The sequence below is a fragment of the Microbispora sp. ZYX-F-249 genome (assembly GCF_039649665.1).
Taxonomy (GTDB): Bacteria; Actinomycetota; Actinomycetes; order Streptosporangiales; family Streptosporangiaceae; genus Microbispora; species Microbispora maris.
Window position 1 is genome coordinate 144,127 of the sequence record NZ_JBDJAW010000014.1, and the last position, 22,088, is coordinate 166,214.

At 70.6% G+C, this 22,088-nt stretch carries 23 protein-coding genes and 1 tRNA gene; 6 read left to right on the forward strand and 18 right to left on the reverse strand.

All coding sequences use genetic code 11. From position 1 onward, the window contains the following. Positions 1-43: 43 nt before the first annotated feature. From AAH991_RS18780 to AAH991_RS18815, 8 genes are all read right to left on the reverse strand, one after another. A complete protein-coding gene (locus AAH991_RS18780) occupies positions 44-1,228 on the reverse strand; it encodes a YVTN family beta-propeller repeat protein (protein WP_346227147.1) in 1,185 nt (394 codons plus the stop codon). A 207-nt stretch (positions 1,229-1,435) separates the two neighbouring features. Then, the gene (locus tag AAH991_RS18785; RefSeq protein ID WP_346227148.1) at positions 1,436-2,371 is read right to left on the reverse strand and encodes a ribokinase; all 936 of its coding nucleotides are present in this window, start codon (positions 2,369-2,371) and stop codon (positions 1,436-1,438) included. A 32-nt stretch (positions 2,372-2,403) separates the two neighbouring features. After that, a complete protein-coding gene (locus AAH991_RS18790; RefSeq protein WP_346227149.1) occupies positions 2,404-3,345 on the reverse strand; it encodes a nucleoside hydrolase in 942 nt (313 codons plus the stop codon). A gap of 1 nt (position 3,346) precedes the next feature. Next, the gene (locus tag AAH991_RS18795; RefSeq protein ID WP_346227150.1) at positions 3,347-4,096 is read right to left on the reverse strand and encodes a glutamine amidotransferase; all 750 of its coding nucleotides are present in this window, start codon (positions 4,094-4,096) and stop codon (positions 3,347-3,349) included. A 31-nt stretch (positions 4,097-4,127) separates the two neighbouring features. Then, positions 4,128-5,174: a phosphotriesterase family protein gene (locus AAH991_RS18800; RefSeq protein ID WP_346227151.1), complete on the reverse strand. Its 1,047-nt coding sequence runs from the start codon at positions 5,172-5,174 to the stop codon at positions 4,128-4,130. Positions 5,175-5,197: 23 nt separating this feature from the next. Then, positions 5,198-6,223 carry an ABC transporter permease gene (locus AAH991_RS18805; protein WP_346227152.1) on the reverse strand — a complete coding sequence of 342 codons (1,026 nt, stop codon included), beginning with the start codon at positions 6,221-6,223 and terminating at the stop codon, positions 5,198-5,200. Beyond that, the gene (locus AAH991_RS18810; protein ID WP_346227153.1) at positions 6,220-6,999 is read right to left on the reverse strand and encodes an ATP-binding cassette domain-containing protein; all 780 of its coding nucleotides are present in this window, start codon (positions 6,997-6,999) and stop codon (positions 6,220-6,222) included. The genes AAH991_RS18805 and AAH991_RS18810 overlap by 4 nt, the downstream gene beginning before the upstream one ends. Before the next feature lie 17 nt (positions 7,000-7,016). Then, positions 7,017-7,997 carry a substrate-binding domain-containing protein gene (locus AAH991_RS18815; protein WP_346227154.1) on the reverse strand — a complete coding sequence of 327 codons (981 nt, stop codon included), beginning with the start codon at positions 7,995-7,997 and terminating at the stop codon, positions 7,017-7,019. Between the two features lie 204 nt (positions 7,998-8,201). On the opposite strand from AAH991_RS18815, the gene AAH991_RS18820 reads away from it, so the two are divergent. The 3 genes from AAH991_RS18820 to AAH991_RS18830 all read left to right on the forward strand — a co-directional run bounded on the left by AAH991_RS18820 (position 8,202) and on the right by AAH991_RS18830 (position 11,656). Further along, on the forward strand, positions 8,202-9,218 hold the full coding sequence (locus AAH991_RS18820; protein ID WP_346227155.1) for a LacI family DNA-binding transcriptional regulator: 1,017 nt from the start codon (positions 8,202-8,204) through the stop codon (positions 9,216-9,218). Between the two features lie 19 nt (positions 9,219-9,237). Continuing rightward, a complete protein-coding gene (locus AAH991_RS18825) occupies positions 9,238-10,329 on the forward strand; it encodes a M20 family metallopeptidase (RefSeq protein WP_346227156.1) in 1,092 nt (363 codons plus the stop codon). A gap of 145 nt (positions 10,330-10,474) precedes the next feature. After that, positions 10,475-11,656 (forward strand): cytochrome P450, encoded by a 1,182-nt coding sequence (locus AAH991_RS18830; protein ID WP_346227201.1) that lies wholly within the window; start codon positions 10,475-10,477, stop codon positions 11,654-11,656. A gap of 156 nt (positions 11,657-11,812) precedes the next feature. Here the strand turns inward: AAH991_RS18830 and AAH991_RS18835 are convergent, their stop codons facing one another. The 7 genes from AAH991_RS18835 to AAH991_RS18865 form a co-directional block, all read right to left on the reverse strand. After that, positions 11,813-14,074 carry a catalase gene (locus AAH991_RS18835; protein WP_346227157.1) on the reverse strand — a complete coding sequence of 754 codons (2,262 nt, stop codon included), beginning with the start codon at positions 14,072-14,074 and terminating at the stop codon, positions 11,813-11,815. Between the two features lie 140 nt (positions 14,075-14,214). After that, positions 14,215-14,481, reverse strand: a complete 267-nt coding sequence (locus AAH991_RS18840; RefSeq protein ID WP_346227158.1) for a WGxxGxxG family protein — start codon at positions 14,479-14,481, stop codon at positions 14,215-14,217. A gap of 113 nt (positions 14,482-14,594) precedes the next feature. After that, on the reverse strand, positions 14,595-15,221 hold the full coding sequence (locus AAH991_RS18845; RefSeq protein ID WP_346227159.1) for a PRC-barrel domain-containing protein: 627 nt from the start codon (positions 15,219-15,221) through the stop codon (positions 14,595-14,597). 282 nt (positions 15,222-15,503) lie between these two features. Next, positions 15,504-15,887: a hypothetical protein gene (locus AAH991_RS18850; protein WP_346227160.1), complete on the reverse strand. Its 384-nt coding sequence runs from the start codon at positions 15,885-15,887 to the stop codon at positions 15,504-15,506. A 147-nt stretch (positions 15,888-16,034) separates the two neighbouring features. Beyond that, on the reverse strand, positions 16,035-16,538 hold the full coding sequence (locus tag AAH991_RS18855; RefSeq protein ID WP_346227161.1) for a hypothetical protein: 504 nt from the start codon (positions 16,536-16,538) through the stop codon (positions 16,035-16,037). Between the two features lie 338 nt (positions 16,539-16,876). Further along, positions 16,877-17,110 (reverse strand): hypothetical protein, encoded by a 234-nt coding sequence (locus AAH991_RS18860; protein ID WP_204049475.1) that lies wholly within the window; start codon positions 17,108-17,110, stop codon positions 16,877-16,879. Between the two features lie 8 nt (positions 17,111-17,118). Then, positions 17,119-17,409 carry a DUF6247 family protein gene (locus AAH991_RS18865; protein WP_346227162.1) on the reverse strand — a complete coding sequence of 97 codons (291 nt, stop codon included), beginning with the start codon at positions 17,407-17,409 and terminating at the stop codon, positions 17,119-17,121. Between the two features lie 84 nt (positions 17,410-17,493). On the opposite strand from AAH991_RS18865, the gene AAH991_RS18870 reads away from it, so the two are divergent. Further along, positions 17,494-18,105: a hypothetical protein gene (locus AAH991_RS18870; protein WP_346227163.1), complete on the forward strand. Its 612-nt coding sequence runs from the start codon at positions 17,494-17,496 to the stop codon at positions 18,103-18,105. Positions 18,106-18,213: 108 nt separating this feature from the next. Here the strand turns inward: AAH991_RS18870 and AAH991_RS18875 are convergent. Next, positions 18,214-18,288, reverse strand: a tRNA-Val gene (locus tag AAH991_RS18875). Positions 18,289-18,753: 465 nt separating this feature from the next. Here AAH991_RS18875 and AAH991_RS18880 point away from each other — a divergent pair. Further along, on the forward strand, positions 18,754-19,170 hold the full coding sequence (locus AAH991_RS18880; protein WP_139575157.1) for an SsgA family sporulation/cell division regulator: 417 nt from the start codon (positions 18,754-18,756) through the stop codon (positions 19,168-19,170). Positions 19,171-19,173: 3 nt separating this feature from the next. On the opposite strand, the gene AAH991_RS40650 is transcribed toward AAH991_RS18880, so the two are convergent. After that, complete coding sequence (locus AAH991_RS40650; protein WP_507185151.1) at positions 19,174-19,911, reverse strand: DUF305 domain-containing protein; 738 nt, start codon at positions 19,909-19,911, stop codon at positions 19,174-19,176. On the opposite strand from AAH991_RS40650, the gene AAH991_RS18890 reads away from it, so the two are divergent. Further along, a complete protein-coding gene (locus tag AAH991_RS18890) occupies positions 19,851-21,239 on the forward strand; it encodes an LVIVD repeat-containing protein (protein WP_346227165.1) in 1,389 nt (462 codons plus the stop codon). The two genes, AAH991_RS40650 and AAH991_RS18890, sit on opposite strands and share 61 nt — an antisense overlap. A gap of 3 nt (positions 21,240-21,242) precedes the next feature. On the opposite strand, the gene AAH991_RS18895 is transcribed toward AAH991_RS18890, so the two are convergent. Beyond that, positions 21,243-22,073 carry an aminotransferase class IV gene (locus AAH991_RS18895; protein WP_346227167.1) on the reverse strand — a complete coding sequence of 277 codons (831 nt, stop codon included), beginning with the start codon at positions 22,071-22,073 and terminating at the stop codon, positions 21,243-21,245. Positions 22,074-22,088: the final 15 nt, after the last annotated feature.

Consider the following 22,088-nt stretch of genomic DNA (forward strand, 5'->3'; position numbering starts at 1 on the left):
TGGCAACCGAGGGGCGCTCCCCGGCCGGCCCCGGGGGCTCAGGTCACCGGAAGACACCCGTGTGACCGAGCGAGTACCGGCCGGGCTGGGGATACACGCACAGCCCGTGCGGCCCGGCGCCGACCGGGATGGTGCGGACGAGTCTGCCGCGCCGGGTGTCGAAGACGTAGACGACCCCGTGGTAGCGCCCGCTGAGCCACAGCTTCGTGCCGTCCGCCGACACGCCGCCCATGTCGGGCGAGCCGCCGCCGGGGATCCGCCACACGTCCACCACCTTCCGTTTCGCGAACGACACGACCGACACCGATCCCTCGCCCCGGTTCGACACGTACAGGCGGCGCGAGTCGCGGCTGACGTAGAGGCCGTGCGCGCCCCGGCCGGTCGGCAGGAACCGCTTGACCCCGTACGTCGCCGCGTCCACCAGCCACACCCCGTGCCGTTCCATGTCCGCGACGTAGAAGACGGTGCCGTCGGGCGACAGCTTGACGTCCTGCGGCATGCTCATGTGACCCAGGTGGATGCGGCGGATCACGCTCGGCGCACGCCAGTCGATCACGACGAGGTCGCCGCTGAACTCGCAGCTCGCGAGGAACACCCTGCCGTCCGCGGTGAAGTCGCCGTGGTTGACGCCCCGGCAGGGCAGCGGCAGCGAGCGCAGCGGCTTCATGCTGTGCGGGTCGCGCAGGTCGAGCTGGTTGTTCCGCTCCGCCATGACCAGCGCGTACGCGCCGTCCGGGGAGAAGTACAGGTTGTACGGGTCCTCCACGGGCACCGGGCGGCCGGGCCTGCCGGTGCGGGGGTCGACGGGGGTGAGGAAGTTGCCCCGGTTGTTGTTCACCCACAGCGTCTTGAGGTCCCAGGACGGCACCACGTGCTGGGGCAGCGCCCCGACCGTGAAGTGCCGCACGATGCGGTACGTCTCGGGGTCGATGACGTCGACCGTGCCGCTCTCGCTGTTGGGCACGTACACGAGGGAGCGGAAGCCCTTCACGACGGGGCTGAGCATCCCCGGCCGGTCGGCCGCGTACACGTCGGTCCGCCCCGGGTGCTCCGGCTCGATCGACGCGACCGCGGCCGGCGACGGCGGGGCGGACGCCGGCGGGGCGCCGGTGATCCGCGCCGTCCCGGCCCGCGGCGCGGGCGGCTCCGCCGTGCGTCCGACGAGGGCGCATCCCCCCACGATCATCAGTGCCACGGTCACGGCGGCGGCTCCACGCGCTCGGTCCACGCCTGCCCCTTCGTCGCGGCGGGCTGTGCCCGGCCGGCCCTCGTACGGTCGTGACCGGCCGCGCCGGAATCGGCACGACGCAGCGGGTCGGCGCGACGCTAACGCCCGCCGTCACGGCCCGCAGGCGGCTTTGCCCGCTCTTGCACGCCCCGTTCCCCACAGCACGCCGCCGCCGGGTGAGCGCCGCTCAGCCCATGTGGGCGCGCGTCATCGGGCGGTCGCCTCGGCGTCGAGCAGTTCGTCCACGGCCTTCCCGTCGGGCAGCGAGGGGCTGGCGCCGGGCAGCGTCGTCGCGAGGGCTCCCGCGGCCATCCCCCGGCGGATGGCGGTGGCGGTGTCGAGGCCGGCCGCGAGGGCCGCGCCCACGAAGCCGGTGAAGGCGTCGCCCGCGGCGGTGGTGTCCACCGGGGTGACGGCGTAGGCGGGGAAGTGCCGGGTGCGCTCCGGGGTGACCGACAGGGCCCCGGCCGCGCCGAGCGTGATGAGCGCGTGGCGCACGCCGCGGTCGAGGAACCAGGCCGCGGCCCGCTCGGCGGACGCGACGTCGACGACCTCCACCCCGGTCAGCGCGGCCGCCTCGCTCTCGTTGGGGGTGACGACCGCGACGTGCGGCCAGACCCGGTCGGGCAGCGGCTGCGCGGGCGCGGGGTCGAGCACCACGGTCAGGCCGGCCCGCGCCCCCGCTTCGGCCGCGTGACAGGCGACGTCGACGGGGGTCTCGAGCTGGAGCAGGAGCACGCTCGCCTTGTCGCGCACGGCCCTGATGCTCTCCTCCACCATCTCGGCGCTGAGGTCGGCGTTGGCGAGTGGAGTCATGACGATGTCGTTCTCACCCGACGCGTCCACCCTGATGTGCGCGACGCCGGTGCGGCCGGCGACGGAGCGGACCTCCGTCAGCGCCACGCCGTGGGAGCGCAGCGCCGACGAGACGATCTCACCGAACGGGTCCGTGCCGACACAGCCGACCAGCCAGGTGGGCGCTCCCGCACGGGCGGCGGCGACCGCCTGGTTGGCGCCCTTCCCCCCGAGGACCAAGGTGACGTCGTCGCCGAGAACGGTCTCTCCCCGGCGCGGGAGGCGGCGGGTGAAGGCGGTGACATCCGCGGAGATGCTCCCGACGACGACGACACCTTGCGGTTCCATGAGTTTCCTCCTGTTTCAGTGCTTCAGGGATGTCAGGAGACCCGGCCGAGCGTCTCGATCGCGCCGATCATGAGATCCCAGAACCGCTCCCGGTCCAGCGTGATCCCGACGTTCGCGTTGGGCTCCCAGTCCATGCGGCGGTGCAGGTCCGCCACGGTCGCTCCCCGCGTGTGCCGGCCGTCCAGCTCGATCCGCAGGCCCACCCGCTCGTACGTCATGACCCCGGGGTCGATCAGGTACGCCACCGTGATCGGGTCGTGCAGCGGCGGAGCGGGGAACCCCCAGGTCTCGTGATAGGTGGAGCCGAAGAACGTGAGCAGCTCCACGCAGACCTTGGCGAGCGGGGTGCCGAGCGCCTCGATCCCGGCGAGCACGTCGGCGGTCACCAGCGCCTGGTGGCTGACGTTGAGCCCGACCCATGTCGTCGGCACGCCGCTGTCCAGCACCTCCGCCGCCGCCTCCGGGTCGGCGTAGATGTTGAACTCCGCGTACGGCGTGTGGTTGCCGCGATCCGTGGAACCTCCCATGATCACCACTTCTCTGATCCGCTCCCGGTCCCCGGGATGACGGCGCAGCAGGGTGGCGATGTTCGTCAGCGGGCCGATGGCCACCACGGTCACCGGCTCGGCGGCGGCCGCCAGCGTGTCGTGGATGAGGTCCACGCCGTGGCGGGGGTCGAGCGGGACGCTCGGCTCCCCGAACGCCGGGCCGTCCAGGCCGCTCTCCCCGTGCACGTAGTCGCCGATCTCCAGCGGCGCCGTCAGCGGGCGGTCGCAGCCCGCGGCGACCGGCACCCCGGTGACGCCGGCGAGGCTCAGCATCCGGCGGGCGTTGAGCGCGGTCTTCTCCACCGTCTGGTTCCCCGCGACGGTCGTGACCGCGCGCAGGTCGATCGCCGGGCTGGCCGCCGCGAGCAGGATGGCCATGGCGTCGTCGTGCCCGGGGTCGCAGTCGAGGATCACCGGGATCGGCATGTCAGAGCTCCTTCGCGAGCCAGCGGACCGCCCGGGTGAACAGGGTGCGGTAGCCGTCCCAGGAGACGAACTCGTCCGGGCACCAGTGCGGCGCGATGTCGGAGGCCCAGGCGAGCGTGCGCCCGGCCCCGGCCTGCCGTACGGCGAGCAGGGGGTCGCCGCCGACGGTCGCGAGCAGCGTCGCGTCCTCGGGCAGCGCGAACCGGTTGTAACCGAGCAGGTCGGGCCACTGGGCGGGGAGTCCGGCCACGATGGGGTGCGCGTCGTCGGCGAGCAGGCCGGGCACGCCCTGCGGGGTCTCGACGCGGTCGTCGTAGCGGGAGATCCGGGCGGGGAGCACCCGTTCGACCGCCGTGCCGGCGAACGCGGCCTTGGCCTCGAAGCCCTGGAAGCTCAGGTAACCGCCGGCCATGGCGAGGCCGCCGCCCTGCTCCACCCAGCCGGCCAGCAGGTCGAGCCGGTTGACGGTCTTCTCGCTGGCCAGCCAGGTAGCAGGGTGCAGCAGGATGCTGTTGGCCCCGATGTCGGAGAGCACGACCACGTCGTAGGCGGCCAGCGCCTCGGGCGTGCCGGGGAACAGCGCGGGCACGTCGTGCGCGGGCAGGTGGTCGACCTCGATGCCGTCGGCGGCCAGGACGCCCCGCAGGGGTTCGATTCCGGTGTGGTAGGTGGTCGAGGTGAACGCGTCGAAGCCCTTGTAGTGGGTCGACACGCTTACCCACGATTCACCGGCGACGAGCACGCGGGTCATGGAAAACGTCTCCTTCTTTCTACGTCTGTGATCAGTGGCCGCGAGCGGCGGCGAGGAAGAGCTCGCGCGGGTTGTCCGCGAGCAGCCGGGTGGTGTCGCCGGCGGTCAGCCCGTGCCGGTGCAGGCGCGGGACGAAGTGGGTGAGGATGTGGGCGTAGCCTGTGCCGCCGTAGCGGACGAGCATGGTCTTCAGGAACACGTCCTGGGAGAGCAGCACCCGGTTCCCGAGCCCGGCGCGGACCAGCCAGGCCACGGCGGCGGCGTTCTCCTCGTCGCACGGGGACTGGCCCTCGCCGGGATAGAGGTAGTCCATGCCGCACATGTCGTAGCCGAGGTAGGCGCCGCGCAGGGCGAGGGACACCTGGTAGTCGCGGTCCGCCCCGCTGGGGTTCAGGTGCGAGAGCACGGTGCCGGCGAGCAGGCCGCCCTCCTCGGCGACGACGTCGAGCACGCGGTGGCCGTGCCGCACCCAGCCGGGGAGGTGGACCGAGAGCGGCACGCCGGTGCGGGCCTGCGCCCGGGCCGCGCCCCGCAGCACCTTCTCCTCCTCGGCGGTGAAGTCCGGCGAGACGCCGATCTCCCCGATCACGCCGGCGCGAACGCCGTCCACGCCCTCGGTGAGGTCGCGCTCGATCTCGTCGGCGACGTCCGCCGCCGTCATCGAGCGGACCCGGGCGGGGTGGCTCTTCTCCAGGTAGAAGCCGCACCCCATGACGACGTTCAGCCCGGTGGCGCGGGCGATCGCGACCAGCTCGCCGGGCGCCCGCCCGATCCCCTCGGGGGTCACCTCCAGCACCGTGCGCCCGCCGCGCTCGGCGAAGCGGCGCACCTCCTCGATCGCGGCCGGTGTGTCGTCCAGCGACACGTTGTCGCGCGAGAGGTACGGGTCGTTGCGGAGCCTGCCGAGGAACTCCATCCGCAGGCGGTCGCGGGCGATCAGCTCGCCCTCGGCGTCGCCCTCGGGCGCGGGGTGCCAGGCGCGGGCGCCGTCGTTGCGCAGGTGCTCGTGGCAGAGCGTGATCCCGAGGTCGTCGGGGGACACCGGGCCGAGCACGGTGTTCACAAGCGCCGTCGTCACGGCCGGAGGCCGGGCCGGGGAGGTCATTTCCGGATCGCCCCGAACTTCGCCCACACCTTGCTGTTGGCGAAGATGGCCAGCAGCAGGATGCCGCCCTGGACGATCTGCACGTAGAACGGCGAGACGTGCAGCAGCACCAGGCCGTTGGCGATCACGCCGAGCGTGAGCGCGCCGAGGATCGTGCCGAGCATGCTCGCCCGGCCGCCGAAGAGGCTGGTGCCGCCGAGCACGACGGCCGTGATGACCTCCAGCTCGAAGCCGCTGCCGGCGTTGGACGAGCCGGAGCTGAGGCGGGTGGCGATGAGCACGCCCGCGACCGCCGCCGCGAGGCCGGCGAGCACGTAGACGGTCAGCCCGACCTTTCGCGTGTTCACGCCGGTCCGGCGCAGCGACTCGCCGTTGGAGCCGAGGCCGATGACGTAGCGGCCGAACGGCGTCCTGGTGAGGACGAGCCAGCCGATCAGCGCGACGACCACGGCGATGATGGCCGGGACGGGCACCCCGGCGACGCGGCCCTGGCCGATCTGGACGATCCAGAGGTCTCCGTCGATGGGGGTCGAGTAGCCCTCCGTGGCGCGCAGCGCCGTGCCCCGCATGATCGACAGCATCGCGAGGGTGACGATGAACGGCGGGATGTTCTGGTAGGAGGAGAACCACCCGTTCACGAACCCGATCAGGGCGCCGAGCGCGAGGATCGCGACCAGGGCGAGGGTGGGGTTCCACCCGTGCTGCAGCACGATCGCGAGCAGCGAACCCGACAGCGCGACCGTGGAGCCGACCGACAGGTCGATGCCGGACGTGCTGATCACGAAGGTCATCGCGGTCGCGACGACCAGCGTGGGGGCGATCTGCCGCAGCAGGTTGAGCAGGTTGCCCGCCGTGGCGAACCGGTCGGCGGAGAACGCGAAGAAGATCAGCAGGACCACCAGCACGACCGCGATCGCGATCGTCTGCGCGTGCCGGCCGATGTGGGCGTTGGCCCGGGCCGACCTGGTCGTGACGACCCGCTGGCTGGTCCCGTGACCGGTCCCGGTCTTGGTGGCGGTCACCGTCGCCTCCCCTCCTTGTCTTCCTCGTCGTGGGCGACGATCTCGGACACGAGCCGTTCGAGGCTGGTGCTCCGGGCGTCGAGGTCGGCCCTGAGCGTGCCCTCGTACATGACGCACAGCCGGTCGCAGACCCGGAAGAGGTCCTGCAGGCGGTGCGTGATGAGGATCACCGACACGCCCTGGGCCGAGACGGTCTTGATCAGTTCGAGGACGGTCTCGACCTCGGCGACGGCGAGCGCCGCCGTCGGCTCGTCGAGGATGAGCAGCTTGGGCCCGAAGGTCACGGCCCGGGCGATGGCGACCGCCTGCCGCTGGCCGCCGGACAGTCCTCCTACGGGGATGTCCGTCAGCGGGATCCGGATGTTCAGGGCGTCCAGGTGGCGACGGGCGTCCGCGTGCATCTTGCGTACGTCGAGCATCATGCCGCCGGCCTTGCGCGGCTCCCTGCCGAGGAACAGGTTCCCGGCCACGTCGATGTCGTCGCACAGCGCGAGGTCCTGGTAGACCATCTCGATGCCCAGTTCGCGGGCGTCCTTCGGGCTGGCGAAGGCGACCGGCCGGCCGTCGAATACGATCTCGCCGGAGTCCGGCACGACGGCGCCGGCCAGCACCTTCATGAGGGTGGACTTGCCGGCCGCGTTGTCGCCGACGAGCCCGACCACCTCTCCCGGGCCGACGCGCAGCGTCGGGCCGCGCAGCGCGTCGACCATTCCGTAGCGCTTGCGGATGTCGCGCATGACCACCCGATCAACGCGATCCGCCTTCTGGTCGGTCATGCGAGTCCCTTCACCGCTCACTTGAACGTGGCGCGGTACGAATCGACGTTGTCCTTGGTCACGATCGTCACGGGCACGTCGATCTTCTTCTTCGCCTGGGCGCCGCCGACCAGGGCCTGGGCCTCCTTGACGGCCTCGTAGCCCTCGGTCTTCGGGTCCTGCTGGACCACCCCGGCGACGAACCCGGCGTCGATGCCGCTGATGGCCTCCTTGGTCAGGTCCCAGCCGAAGACCTTGACCCGGTCGCCCGCGTTCTGCGACTTCACCGCGGCGACCGTGCCGAGCAGGGCCGGCTCGCCGGTGGCGTAGACGATGTTCATGTCGGAGCGGGAGGTGAGCAGGTTCTCCGCGGCCGACATCGCGGCCTCCTGCTTGTTCTGCCCGTCGACGGTCTGCACGATCTTCGCGCCGGCGCCCTCGACGGTCTTGTTGAAGTCGTCCTTGCGGATGTTCTGGATGAAGGAGTTGAGCGCGCCCACCACGCCGATCTTCGGCGCGGTCAGGCCCTGCGCCTGGGCCCACTTGTTGACGAAGTCGCCCGCCTGCTGGGCCGCGGCGGCGTTGTCCACGCCCACCTGGGTGTCCACGGCGGGCGAGTCGACGATGGCGTCGACGGCGACGACCTTCAGCCCGGCGTCCTTGGCGATCTTCACCGCGGGCTTGATGCCCTCGACGTCGATCGCGACCACGATGACCGCGTCGAACTGCTGCTGGACGAAGTTGTCGATGGCCTCGTTCTGCTTGGCCGGGTCGTCGTTGGCGTTGAAGATCGTGAGGTCGACGTTCGCCTCCTTCGCCGCCTGCTGGGCGCCGGCGTTCATCTCGTTGAAGAAGATCGCCTGCTGGTTGATCTGGACGAGTCCGACCCTCGGCCGGTCGCCGCCGGAGCCTCCGGAGGCGCCGGAGTCGTCCGAGCCGCCACAGGCCGCCGCCAGCAGGCCGGTGGCCAGGATCGTCGTCGCCGCGGTCAGGCGGATGAGTCTCGTGGATCGAGCCATCAGAGATGAGCCTTTCGGGGGGGCGGGGTAGGGATGGTTCGGATGGGTAATCGATTACCCGAGTTTCGGGCATGCTAGTGGGACCGAAAAAGCACCGTCAAGGTGCGGTTTTCTCACTGAACCTCTATCGTTCCGTGTGATCTCGGCACCACAGGGCGCCGTGAGGTCGATCGTTGGTAAAGATCAAGGGAAATCGATTACACGATGGGCGTGACGATTCACGACGTGGCGCGGGCAGCTGGCGTCTCCGTTGCCTCGGCCTCCCGCGCGCTCTCGGGGCGGCGCAAGGTCACGCCCGAGGTCGCCGAGCGGGTCGCGCGTGCCGCGGCCGAACTCGGCTACCAGCCGAACGCCGTCGCCAAGGCGCTGCGGGACCAGACCACCGGCACCATCGGCATGGTCGTGCCGGGCATCGGGAACCCGTTCTTCACCACCATCGTGGAGGCCGTGGAGCACGAGCTGCAGAACTCCGGCACCGACCTGCTGCTGTGCTCGTCCCGGTACGAACCCCAGGTCGAGGCGCGGAGGCTGGAGACCCTGCTGGCCCGGCGCGTGGACGGACTCATCATCAGCCCGTGCGACATCGAGGCCAGCGTCCCGGCGGTGCTGGACGCGGCCCGCCGGGTGCCCCTCGTGCAGCTCGACCGCCACATCGAGGGCGGCACGGCCGACTGGGTGGGCGTGGACGACGAGGCGGGGGTGACCCTGGCGGTCGAGCACGTGATCTCGGGCGGGGCACGCTCGGTGGTCTTCGCGGGCAGCCGGCTGGTGAGCTCCTCCGCCCGGCTGCGGCTCAGCGGGTTCGAACGCGCCGCGGCGCGGGCCGGGGTGGAGATCCTGCCGCCGCTGCTGGGCGAGTTCACTCTGGAATGGGGCATCGAGGCAGGGCGCAGGCTGCTCGACTCCGGCCGGCTGCCGGACGCGGTGGTCTGCGGGAACGACGAGATCGCCGTGGGCCTGCTGCGTTCGCTGCGGTTCGGCGGGGCGCGCGTCCCCGAGGACGTCTCGGTGGTCGGGTTCGACGACGTGGGACACGCGACGATGTGCGACCCGCCGCTCAGCACGGTGCGCCAGCCGGTGGAGGAGATGGCGGCGGAGGCGGTGCGCCTGCTCGGCCAGGTCAAGGCCGCCGACCCGCGGCCCGCGCAGCGGATCGCGATCACGCCCAGGCTCGTCGTACGGCAGACCAGCCGGCCGTCGGCGGCCGGCGTCGCAGAGTAGGTCAGGGGAAGGAGCCGGGGTGGACGAGGCGGTCGAACTGACACGCGAGCTGATCAGGATCGACTCGGTGGGCGGGGGCGAGGCCGCGGTGGCCGAACCGCTCGCGAGACGACTGTCGGACGCCGGTTTCGCGGTGCGGCGGCACGAGCACGCGCCCGGCCGGACCGGCCTGGTCGCCCGTTGGGGCACCGGCGAGCCGGTGACGCTGACCGGGCACCTCGACACGGTGCCGCTGGGCGGGCAGGCGTGGCGGCACGCGCCGCACGGCGCGGAGATCGACGGCGACCGCCTGTACGGACGTGGTGCCAGCGACATGAAGGCCGGCGTGGCCGCCCTGGTGGTCGCCGCCGAGCGGCACGTGCGCCGCGCAGGGCCGCGGGTGGCGCTTGAGATCGTCCTCACCGTCGGTGAGGAGACCGGCTGTGACGGCGCGGCCGGCATGGTGGCCGCGGGCCTGGTGGGCAGGTCGCGCGCGCTGCTGGTGGCCGAGCCGACCGCCAACCGGGTGCTGCTCGGGCACAAGGGCGCGCTCTGGCTGGAGGCCACCACGCGGGGCAGGACGGCGCACGGCTCGATGCCGCACCTCGGCGACAACGCGATCTACAAGCTCGCCCGTGTGATCGGCGCCGTCGAGCGGTTCGATCCCGGGGTGCCGGAACACCCCTGGCTCGGTCCGTCCACGGTGAACGTGGGGACGGTGCGCGGCGGGATCAACGTGAACTCCGTGCCGGACCTGGCCGCCGCGACCATCGATTTGCGGACCGTCGCCGGCCAGGACCACGGGCGGCTCCGCGAGCGGTTGCAGGCCGCGCTCGGCGACGAGGCGACCCTCGACGTGCTCGTGGACCTGCCCGCGATCTGGACGGAGCCGGACGACCCCTTCGTGCGGGCCCTGGTCGACGCGGGGGCGGGCGCGCCCGGCGAGCATCCGGCGGCCAGCTACTTCACCGACGCCTCGGTCCTCGCCACCGCCTGCGGCGGGGGGCCCACGGTCATCTGCGGCCCCGGCGAGCCGGAGCAGGCGCACGTCACCGACGAATACTGCCTGGTCCACCGGATCGAGGAGGCCGTCGAGATCTACACCTCCGCCCTGGCCGGACTCGCCCCCTGACCCGCGGCGGCCCGGCCGGACGGCATCGCACGCCGGCGCCGAAGTCACGTCACGACCGTCCACGGCGGGCACCTGATGGTTATCGTCGAACTGTGGCAAGGTGATCATCAGACTGCCGGTGATTCGAGGAGGTCGCGTGCGCGACATGTCCCCGCCCCTGCACATGCGAAGGGACGGATTCCATCCCGTCCCGGAGCTCACCGCACTGCGGAACGACGAGGGGGTCGCCCGGATCCGCACCGTGTTCGGCACCGACGCCTGGCTGGTCACCAGATACGAGGATGTCCGTACGGTGCTGAGCCATCCGGAGCTGTACAGCAACGCGCTCGTGCCTCCGCTCCGGCCGCCCGGCGCGCCACCGCCCAGCGCGGAGGAGGCCGCCGCGATGCGCGCCGGCAACCTGCTCGGCTCCGACCCGCCCGAGCACACCCGGCTGCGCCGGATGCTCACCGCCCAGTTCACCGTCCGCCGGATGCGCGGGCTGGAGCCCCGAGTCCGGCAGATCGTCGACGACCATCTGGACGCCATGGAGCGCGGCGGACCGCCCGCCGATCTGGTGACGGACTTCGCCCTCCCGGTTCCCTCCCTGGTGATCTGCGAACTGCTGGGCGTGCCGTACGCCGACCGGGCCGGCTTCCAGGGGACGTCCAAGCGGATGCTGGACGCGTCCCTGTCCCCCGACGAACGCGCGGCCGCGGCGGCGGAGGCCCGGGCGTACATCGCGGGCCTGATCAAGACGATGCGGAAGGACCCCGGTGAGGACCTGCTCGGCATGCTCGTGCGCGAGCACGGCGACGAGTTGAGCGACCCCGAACTCACCGGTATCGGCACGCTGCTGCTGCTCGCCGGGCACGAGACCACGGCCAACATGCTGTCCTTGGGCACCCTCGCCCTGCTGCGGCACCCCGGCCAGCTCACGCTGCTGCGCGACGAGCCGGACCGCGTGGACGCCGCCGTCGAGGAACTGCTGCGGTGGCTGAGCATCGTGCACTCCGGCACGGTCAAGATCACTACGACCGAGGTCCGGCTGGGCGATCGGACCCTCGGCCGCGGCGAGACCGTGATCTGCTCCCTGCCCGCCGCCAACCGCGACCCGGGGCTCGTCTCGAACCCGGACGATCTGGACATCCGCCGGGACGTCATCGGCCACGTGGCGTTCGGGCACGGCGTCCACCACTGTCTCGGCGCTCCCCTGGCCCGCATGGAGATGCGAATCGCGTTCCCCGCCCTGCTGCGCCGGTTCCCCGGCCTGCGACTGGCGGGCGAGCCCCTGTTCCGGTCCTTCACCGTCGTACACGGCCTGACCACGATGCCGATCACCTGGTAGCCGTCCGCTCGCCGACGTCGAGCAGAAGCTCGTCGCTCCTCCTCGCCGCGTACGCCGGCCGGGCACCGAGCACAGAACCGTTCGCGCCGGGCGGCGGCCCGGCGGCCTCCTCCCCCGATCCCGGATGGGGGGAGGAGGCCGTGCGGGCGCCCGATGTCAGGCGACCGAGGCGGGGAACCTCTCCCAGACGCGGTGGGCGGCCATCAACCGCTGCACGGCGGTGAACACCTCGGTGGCGGAGTCACCGGAGACCACGCCCGGCGTGCCGGTGATGCCGGCCTGCGCGAGCAGCTTCGCGCCGCCGCCCCACGCGCCGATCGCCTTGGCGTGCCGCCAGCACTCGTCGATCATGAGCATGACCCGCGGATCGACCATGGCCGCATCGCCCGCTCCCGCCTTGGCGTCGCGCGCGGGCAGCGCGTCCGGTGCCGGCGCCGGCGCGGCCGCCAGCAGCAGCGCGTCGAACTCGATCGAGCGGGCGGTGGCGAAGGTCCGCTGCACGGGCAGGTCGCCCAGCATGCCGCCGTGCGGCGCGATCAGCAGCGGCACCATCCCGGCGGCGAACACGGCCTTGCGCAGGTCGCGTACGCCGTCGAGGTCGGCGCCGTCGTCGACCACGATGCCGACCATGCGGCCGTCACCCGGCCACTCCTTCCCCACCTGCGAGAGCGCGGGGCTGGGCGCCGGCTCGGCGAGCGGCAGGGTCGGCTCCGGCGCGGGCAGCCCCAGCCCGGTGGCGACCTCCCGGCACAGGACCGGGTCGATGTTCGCCAGGCACTGGAGCTGACGCTCCTTGATCGCCTGCTCGTAGCACTTGCCCAGCTCGAAGGTGTAGGCGCGGATGATGTGCTCCTTCTCCACCGGCGTCATGCTCAGCCAGAACAGGCGCGTCTGACTGAAGTGGTCGTCGAAGGAGACGGGGTTGGCACGGACCTTCCTCGCCTGGGCGACCTCGACCGGCACGTCGGTGTACGCCTTCTCGCCGTCGCCGGCCACGAACGGGTTGCCGCCGTCCAGGGAGTTCGGCCGGTACGGCGCGACGCCGGCGTGGACGGCGTGCTGGTGGAAGCCGTCGCGCAACATGTCGTTGACCGGGCAGTGCGGACGGTTGATCGGAATCTGCGCGAAGTTCGGGCCGCCCAGCCGCGTGATCTGCGTGTCGAGATAGGAGAACAGCCGCGTCTGCAGCAGCGGGTCGTTGGTGACGTCGATGCCCGGCGGCAGGTGCCCGACGTGGAAGGCGACCTGCTCGACCTCGGCGAAGAAGTTGGTGGGCGTCCGGTCGAGCGTCATCTTCCCGATCGCCTGCACCGGCGCGAGCTCCTCGGGCACGATCTTCGTCGGGTCCAGCAGGTCGATGCCCTCGAACGTCTGGTCGGGATTGTCGGGGAAGACCTGGATGCCGAGCTCCCACTCGGGGTAGGCGCCGGCCTCGATCGCGTCGTAGAGATCGCGGCGGTGGAAGTCCGGGTCCATGCCGCCGAGCATCTGCGCCTCCTCCCAGGTCAGGGAGTGCACGCCGAGCTTGGGCTTCCAGTGGAACTTGACCAGCACCGTCTCCCCGGCCTCGTCGACCAGCCGGAAGGTGTGGACGCCGAAGCCCTCCATCATGCGGAAGGAGCGCGGGATCCCGCGGTCGGACATGTTCCACATCGTGTGGTGCTGCGCCTCGGTGTGCAGCGAGACGAAGTCCCAGAACGTGTCGTGCGCGCTCTGCGCCTGCGGGATCTCCCGGTCCGGGTGCGGCTTGCCCGCGTGGATGACGTCGGGAAACTTGATGCCGTCCTGGATGAAGAAGACCGGGATGTTGTTGGCGACGAGATCGAAGGTGCCCTCGTCGGTGTAGAACTTGGTGGCGAACCCCCGGGTGTCGCGGACCGTGTCGGCCGATCCGCGCGAACCGAGGACCGTGGAGAACCGCACGAAGACGTCGGTCTTCTTCCCCTTCTTCAGGAAACCGGCTTTGGTGACCGCTTCGGCGGTGCCGTACGCCTCGAAGACGCCGTGGGCGCCGGCGCCCCGGGCGTGGACGACCCGCTCGGGGATGCGCTCGTGGTCGAAATGCGTGATCTTCTCGCGCAGATGGTGGTCCTGCAGCAGGGTCGGGCCGCGATCGCCCGCCTTCAGCGAGTGGTCGGTGTCGCGCAGCCGCGCCCCCTGCGCGGTGGTGAGGTGGGCGCCCTGCTGTCCCTTGGCCGTGGCGGGCGCGCCGGTCTCCGCTCCGGTCGGCGTGACGGTCGCGGGAGCGCCCTGCTCCTTCTTCGGAGGCAGCGGGTCGCGCGGCGTCGTCGGCTCCTCCAGGGGCGCCGGGGCGCTGCCCGGCGAACCGGGCACGTCCGGCGTCAGGAAGTCGGTCACCTTCTCCGCTGCGTTCTCCACGACCTCCTTGACCGCCTTGGCAGGCTTGCTGGCATCCATCGTGCGACTCCTCCATCAAGCGGTTACGAGCAGTCCGCGCGCCGTACCCGCTGGTAGGAGGGCCAAACCTGTCAGCGGGCCTCCGAACACAGCGGTGTCCCCGCGGCGGGCCGCCGCGGGGACACGTGCCGCCGCAGGCCTCAGCTGTACGGACGGTTGGACATGTGCTCGGCCGTGCCGACGCGGTGCTTCTGCTTGCGCAGACCGGCGAGGCCGAGCAGACCGAGCAGGCCCAGCAGACCCCACAGGCCTCCGCTGCCGCCATCGTCCCTGCCCTGGCCGGGTTGCGGTGACGGACTGGGCTGGCTGTACGTGGCCGGCGCGACGGGCGTCTCCGCCGTGGCGGCCGCGGCCGGAGCGAGCGCGAGCAGGAAGGCCAGCCCCAGGCTCGTGAGCATCTTGCGCATTGGTTCCCCCGATCCGGCGGTCTCGCGATCGGGAGACCGCCATCTGTCCCCTCCGGACGAAGCCCCTGTAGTGGGAGGGTCGCCCCTCTGCCTTCGCGACGGGACGCGATTCGCTACTCGCCCGTCACGGTGTATCTGCGCAACCGGGGCCGATCGCCCTCGTGGGTTGTCGCGCCGAGGTCCGTCGGCTCCTCCGGGCGCGTCATCGCGTCCTCGATGCCGCCCGTGCCGGCGCCGATCCCCGTGCCCGTGCCGGCGCCGATCCCCGTGCCCGTGCCGGTGCCGATGTCCGTGCCGGTCTCCATGCCACCGGTCTCCACGCCACCGGTCTCGCCGTAGCCGAGGCGCTCACGTTCACGCAGGCCGCCCTCGTGCGCCCAGCCGCCCTCACCGGGCCGGTTGGCCTCCCGCCAGGAGGTCTCCCAGCTCATTCCGTAGTAGCGGTACAGGTCGCGCTCCTCATCGGCCGACAGATGCCCGCCGGCGTCGACGTCGATGTTCGGAGCGTCCTTGACGCGGTCCTTGTCGTAGGGCACCTCGACGTGGTCGGCGACCAGCTCCGCGTCCCGCATGGGCACGAAGGACTCCTTGATGCCGAACAGGCCGGTCTTGATGCACAGCCACTCGGGCCTGCCGGTGACCTCGTCGAGGAAGACGTGCTTGACCTCGCCGATCTTGTTTCCGTTGATGTCGAAGAGGTCGTGGTCCAGCACCGCGGGGATCTGCTCCTGTGTGATCATGCGCTTCCCTCCTCCCCTTGCACCCCGATCCTCACCGCGCATATCTGATCAATGCACCCGAGGAACTGATAAATACCGAAGGGAGGGATTGAAAAGGCCGACCTTTGACAGCTCGGCCAGACCGGACACTCCGCCGCACCACCTGCGCCGGCGTGCCGGGTGAGTTCGTCGGCGTGGGGGACGAACGCCGCGGTCACCGGCGGGGACGCTGAGCGGGCGGGCCTTCGTCGGCCAGGCCGGCCCACTGGACCACGGGCCCGCCTTCCTGACTCCGGTTCGACTTCACTCGACCGGCTGCCGCATGCGCCGGCGAACGCGCTGGATGCGGGCCGAGCCGCTCTCTCGGCCACCGAATCCGAGATCCATGCGCCGCCTGAGTGAGTCCTGCACGATCTCCCCGAGTGGGGCATCCCTCCACTTCTTCCACGACTTCGGCCGTCGCGTCAGAAGACGCTCCTCCGCAGCCGCCCCGGCGACTTCATCGACAACGCCCTTGGCCGCCTCAAGCACGAGGTTTGCATTCCGCCGGTTGGCCCGATGCGGGAGCTTCTTGCTCCGTGCGATGTTCTTGCGTGAGCTCTTGTCGCTCTCGCCGTAGTCGTTGCGGCGATCCTTGGCATAGCTCAGCGCCTTCTTCTCCTGAGGGCTCCTACGACGCCGCCCCACCCACCGCCTCCGCAACTGTCGGACTACTGCTCCGACGCTACCCAGCAGGGACTCACAGAGTCGATCGAGATTCCGGCTCCTCGTCCTCCAGCCGGCGCGTGCGGCCTGCAGCTCGCCCTTCTCATGGCATCGACGAGCCCTGCCGGGTCATCTGTCTCCCGCGATCTCCGCAGACGGCGACGGGTGCAAGGGCGGCGCACCCACGCGGAGCAACACCAAACCGTCATCGTCCCACTCGGCACGCGTCTGCGGCGGCGGCAGCTCCACGCCCGCCAATCCTGCTGGCGAGGAGAACTCCGCGCGAAGATGATCGACAAGTTCCTCGGCGCGCCGAACCGTCGGCGCGAGGTCGTCCGGAGCCTCGACGCTGAGGCCGAGGACGGCCGCGCCCTCATCAGTGATCGTGATGATCGCTCCTTGATGGTCGCGCCCTCTCAGGTACAGCGAGAACCCGCCGCCGCTGCGGGGCCTCAACTCGTCGATCGCACACAGATCGGCATCGTTCGCCACACCCGAAAGGTAGATCCGCCGGAACGCGGCGAGCCGCTCATCACCGGGGTCGTCGACATCCACGTAGGTGGAGATGAACCGGTCGAGGATCGGCGGCCCAGGGTCCGCAACCCACACGTACGCATCAAGCCAGGGATACACAGACCCGAGCGTAGATCAGCGATACGCGGCGTGAGCTCCCACTGTCACTTCACATCAGTACACGTCACCCGACGAAGCAGCAGACGCGGGGAAGACCGGAAGAGGCCACCCGCGTGGTCGCGAGTGGCCTCTGAGCTGTGTGGGCGATACTGGGATCGAACCAGTGACCTCTTCGGTGTGAAGCAGATCGGCCACACCGCCGACGTGCCGCTGAAGCGGCGTTGACCTGGGCTGACCGTCCGCGGACGTCCGTACGGTTCTACGGGCGTCCGTGGCCGTTGTCACCCAGTTCGTCACTCAGGCGGACCACCGGACGCAACGCGGCTCTACGTCTCGAGTTACCCCGCCCATGTCACATTGAAGATCGTGATGAGTTCCTCGGCCTCGTCCACCTTGAAGTACAAGACGCCGAAATCCCCGAAGGTGCTCATGCGGAATTCAGGCTCGTCCTTGTAGAGGGCGCGCGCATCCCAAGGCTCTTCTACGAGATCCGTCGTGCGCAAGATCAGAGCATCGAGCGCCTCCTCTGGGAGGCCCTTCATCTGAGACAACGCCGCCACGTGAAGCTTCACGCGGTAGCTCATCGGTGGTCGGCCCAACCAGGAAAAGCGTCCTCCATCGAAACGAACTCATCGCGCCGATTCTCACGAACCGCTTGCTCGGCACGAGCGAAGTCCGGATTGGACACCGCAGTCGCATGTAGCCGCCACACGCGCAACAACTCACGAAGTTGCTGGAACCGCCATACCTCGTGGGCCGCATCCAACGCGCTGTGGTACTCGCTGAGAAACTGCTCATGCCACCGCTCCGGCAGCACACGCAAGATCTCCGCAGGGTCGTCCTCGGCGTGATGCACCGGCTCAGCAGTCATGCCATCAGGCTACCGCCGCAGCCTGGGGCACCCCGAATGTTCCGCCACATCGATCAACTCACGTCGTCCCGGCAGACTGTCGGCATGCGCACGGACGATCACGTACCTGCGGACGTCGAGGCCCTCCTCCTCGATCGCGATTCGCAGATCAGCGCCTCCCGGGACGAGTTGGCAGGCCGTGAGAGCGCCTGCGCGAGTGGGGCCGAGGCCGTGGAGGGCCACCTGCGCCGGGTGGTCGCCGATCTCAACCGAATCCCCGAACTGGTCGTTGAGCACGCGGAGTTCGGACACTACGGCTCCGGCTACGCGTCATTCGTCGACGTCCTCCTGACCCGGCGAGACGGATCCGCCCGCCGCGTCGATCCAGACGGCTATACGACGGTTGAAGGATTGTCAGTGGCGTTGTGCCGCCTCGCCCCGATCGCATGCATCCTGTCTCCCGCCGAGCGCTCCCATCACCCCGCCGGTCACGGGCACCACTCCATGCCATCGCTGGATACCGTCGCCGAAACACCGATCCTCGGATGGGAGAAAGGCTGCGAACAGATCTCCCAGGTCCTGCATCGACACCGCATCATGCTCGTCGGCCCTCGCCTCCTCAGCCGGCCGGCCTTGCCCCGCCTGAAGATCGATACCAACCTCGGCGACGGGCCGCACTATTCGATCTTCGACGTCTGGTTCCACTGGGTGGACTGATGGTGCAACCGATCCATGGAACGGCGGGCCACCGGAACGGTAGTCACTCAGGCGAAACAAAAAGCCGGTCCGCTGGACAGCGGCCCGGCTTCCTGATCTGCACGAACGTGGTGGGCGATACTGGGATCGAACCAGTGACCTCTTCGGTGTGAACGAAGCGCTCTCCCGCTGAGCTAATCGCCCGGGATCGTCTGCGCCTCGCGGCGCCGACGGGGAAAACCATACCGCACTCGAGGGGGTGATGGCGAAAGCACGGCCCGGTCGCCTCGATCGTCCCGCCTTCGTCAACACCTTCGAAAGGTTCGCCAGACCGTCCCCGGCGTGGGGGTGTGGTGTCATAGCATCGTGATGCTCCATGCTCGACCTATACGCACGACCTGAGATCATTCGCCCGCAATGGCATCGCCGGCGCGGCCCCGCCGACACGCAAAGCAGAGGTAAGGACAAGCCTGTTGGTGATGTTTGAGCTGGTAGATGACCGAATGTCAAGCTGTGATGTGCGTTACAGAAGGGCCTGGAGGCGGAATCTTTCCTACGGGTCTCTTCGTTCGTCTCGTAGCGCGAGCGCCCGGCGAGGCCCGACCGGACAGTGAAGACGCAGTGAAAGCCCCTGACAGGGGACCCGACGACGAAAAGGTTTGGCTGACGATGAACAGCACCACCGTCTCTGCCGAGCTAGGCCTTCGGCTTGTGGTCCCCGACCGTACGACCGTCCCCCTGCTCGCCGGGCTGAGTTACACGGCCGAGGATCCGTACGCCATCCGGATGGCCTTCCACGTGGGGAATGACGAGCCGGTCGAGTGGATCTTCGCCCGCGAGCTGCTGACCGTCGGCATCGTGCGGCGCGTCGGAGACGGCGACGTCCAGGTGTGGCCGGCCCGGTCGGACGGCGAGCGCACGCTCAACATCAGCCTGACCTCACCCTTCGGCCAGGCCCTGTTCGAGGTGCCGCTGGCCCCACTCACCGAGTTCCTGCATCGGACCTACGAGCTCGTCTCCGCCGGCCGTGAGACCGACTTCATGGACCTGGACGAGGAGCTCACCAACATGCTGTGGAGCTCCTAGAAATCAGCCCAGCTTCCGCTGGATCCCTTTCATCCGCGCGATCTCGATCCGCTGGCCGGTGACGACGTCCTGGGCCATCGTCCGCATGGTGTGGTCTCGTCCCCGGCGCAGTTCCTCCGCCGCCATGCTCACCGCGCCCTCGTGGTGCCGGATCATCAGCGTGAGGAAGAGCCTGTCGAAGGCGCGCCCCCGCGCCGTACGCAGCCGGTTGAGCTCCTCCTCACCGGCCATGCCGTAATCGCTCGTGACGTGGCCGTGGCCGGACGGCGGCGTACGGCCCAGTCCCCGCAGCCAGGCCTCCATCACCGCGATCTCCGGGCGCTGCCCGTCCAGCACGCGGCCGGCCACCGCGGTCACCAGCGGGTCGCCGGTGCGCGCCGCGGCCAGCCCGGCCATCTCCAGCGCCTGCCGGTGATGCGGGACCATCGCCTCGGCGAACCGGACGTCCGCCGCCACCGGCCCTGTCCGAGCGGCTGAACGGCCCGGCGGGGAACCGGACCGCCCGGGGGCGCCGGGCGCGATCACCGGGGCGTCGGCGCGCGCAGGTGGAGCGGCCCCGGACGAGCAGGCGGCCAGCGCGGGCGCAACTGCCAGCACAACCGTTACCAAACCGGTCCGCACCGGCCGCGGGCTCGACATAACTTCCATAGTGGGCGATGATCCGCGGACATGGGGGCGATGTGAGCAGACCGAGGCTGAAGGCCGCGCTGGTGGCGACCGTTGTCCTCCTGGCCCCGGCATGCGCCCCCGCCGGGCCCGCTCCCTCGCCGACGGCCGCCACGGACGGCACGGACGGCATTCCGGCCCGCGACGAGATCAGGCACAGCCCCAACATGAAGGTGGTCGCCAACGTCCCCCTGGCGGCGCCGTTCGACGGCCCGGACGACTGGGGCACCGACATGGCCTTCCAGGGCCGTTACGCGTTCGTGGGCAACTACGGGGGCTTCACGGTGCACGACATCGGCGACCCCGAGCACCCGAAGGCCGTCGCGCGGGTGAAGTGCCCGGGCGGGCAGAACGACATCTCGGTCTCCGGCGACCTGCTGTTCCTGTCGGTCGACGAGCCCCGTACGGACGACACCTGCGCGAGCGAGGCCGGGGACCCTGCGGCCGCGGGCGCGTGGGAGGGCATCCGCGTCTTCGACATCTCCGACAAGGCACATCCGCGCTATTTGAAGTCCGTACGCACGGAGTGCGGCTCCCACACCCACGCGGTCGTGCCGGGGAAGGACGCCGGGACGGTCTACCTGTACGTGTCCTCCCCCGGCCCGGAGCCCGACACGACGAACTGCGCGCCGCCCCACCAGAACATCTCGATCGTGGCGGTTCCCGTCGGCGACCCAGGCGAGGCGCGGGTCGTGGCCAAGCCCGAGCTGTTCGCGGGCAGGGCGGCGGGCGAGGACGGCCTGGGCGGCTGCCACGACATCACCGTCTACCCCGAGAAGGACCTGGCCGCCGGGGCCTGCTTCGGCGACGGCGTCCTGCTGGACATCTCCGACCCGGTGCGCCCGAAGCTGCTGCAGACCGTGCGCGACGAGGAGAACTTCTCCATCTGGCACTCGGCCACGTTCAACAACGACGGCACCAAGGTCGTCTTCAGCGACGAGATGGGCGGCGGGGTGGCCGCCACCTGCCTGCCCTCGGTGAGCGAGACCAAGGGCGCGGACGCGATCTACACGCTGACGCCGGAGCGCGAGCTCGTCCGGCAGGGCTACTTCAAGATCCCCCGGGCCCAGGACGCCCAGGAGAACTGCGTGGCCCACAACGGGGCGCTGGTGCCCGTACCGGGCCGCGACGTGATGGTCCAGGGGTGGTACATGGGCGGAGTCTCGGTCTGGGACTTCACCGACTCCGCCCATCCGCAGGAGATCGCCTACTTCGAGCGCGGGCCGCTGGCGCCGGAGCTCCATCTCGGCGGCTCCTGGTCGGCCTACTACTACAACGGCTACATCTACTCCAGCGACATCACGAAGGGACTCGACGTGCTGCGCGTGGACGACCCCCGCACCGATCCCGCCAAGGCCGTGCGGATGGAGGAGCTCAACGCCCAGAGCCAGCGCTCCTACTGAGGATCACGGGTCGACGTCGGCCGCCGAGCGCTCGGCGAAGACCTTCATGGCCTCCAGCGTGACCGGCCCGGGCGCCTGGGGCAGCACCTTCCCGTCCACGGCCCCGATCGGCTGGATGTCACGGGTCGTGGAGGTGAGGAAGGCCTCCTCGGCCTCGTGCAGCGCCGAGATCGGCACGTCGGCCTCCTCGCCGCCGCACCATTCGAGGGTGAGCGCGCGGGTGACGCCGGCCAGGCAGCCGGAGGCGAGCGTCGGGGTGATCAGGCGCCCGCCGGTGACGATGAAGATGTTGCTCCCCGTGCCCTCGCACAGGTGCCCGGCCAGGTTCTCGAAGATCGCCTCGGCGCCGCCGCGCTCCTTGGCGTACGCCAGGGCCTTGGCGTTGTCGCCGTAGGAGGTGCTCTTGACGCCGGCCAGCGCGCCGCGCTCGTTGCGGGGCCAGGGCACCACGACGACGTCGGCGGTGGCGGGGAACGGCGCCTGCTCGCCCACGATGACGATCGCGTTCGTGCCGGCCGACCCCCGGTCGGAGCCGAGCGGGCCGGGGCCGCTGGTGTAGGTGATCCTGATGCGCGCCAGCGGCCACTTGGGCGCGGCCGCCAGGCAGCGGCGCACCCCGTCGGCGATCGCGCCGAGGTCGGGCTCGGGCAGGTCCATCCGCTTGGCCGACAGCGCCAGCCGGTCGAGGTGGCGGGTCAGCGCGAAGGACTCCCCGTTCACCGCCTTGACCGTCTCGAACACGCCGTCGCCGACCATCAGCCCGTGGTCGTACACCGAGACCACGGCCCTGTCGGGCTCGTACAGCTCCCCGTTCACCCAGATGGGTACAGACATCTCCTGCTCCGTTCG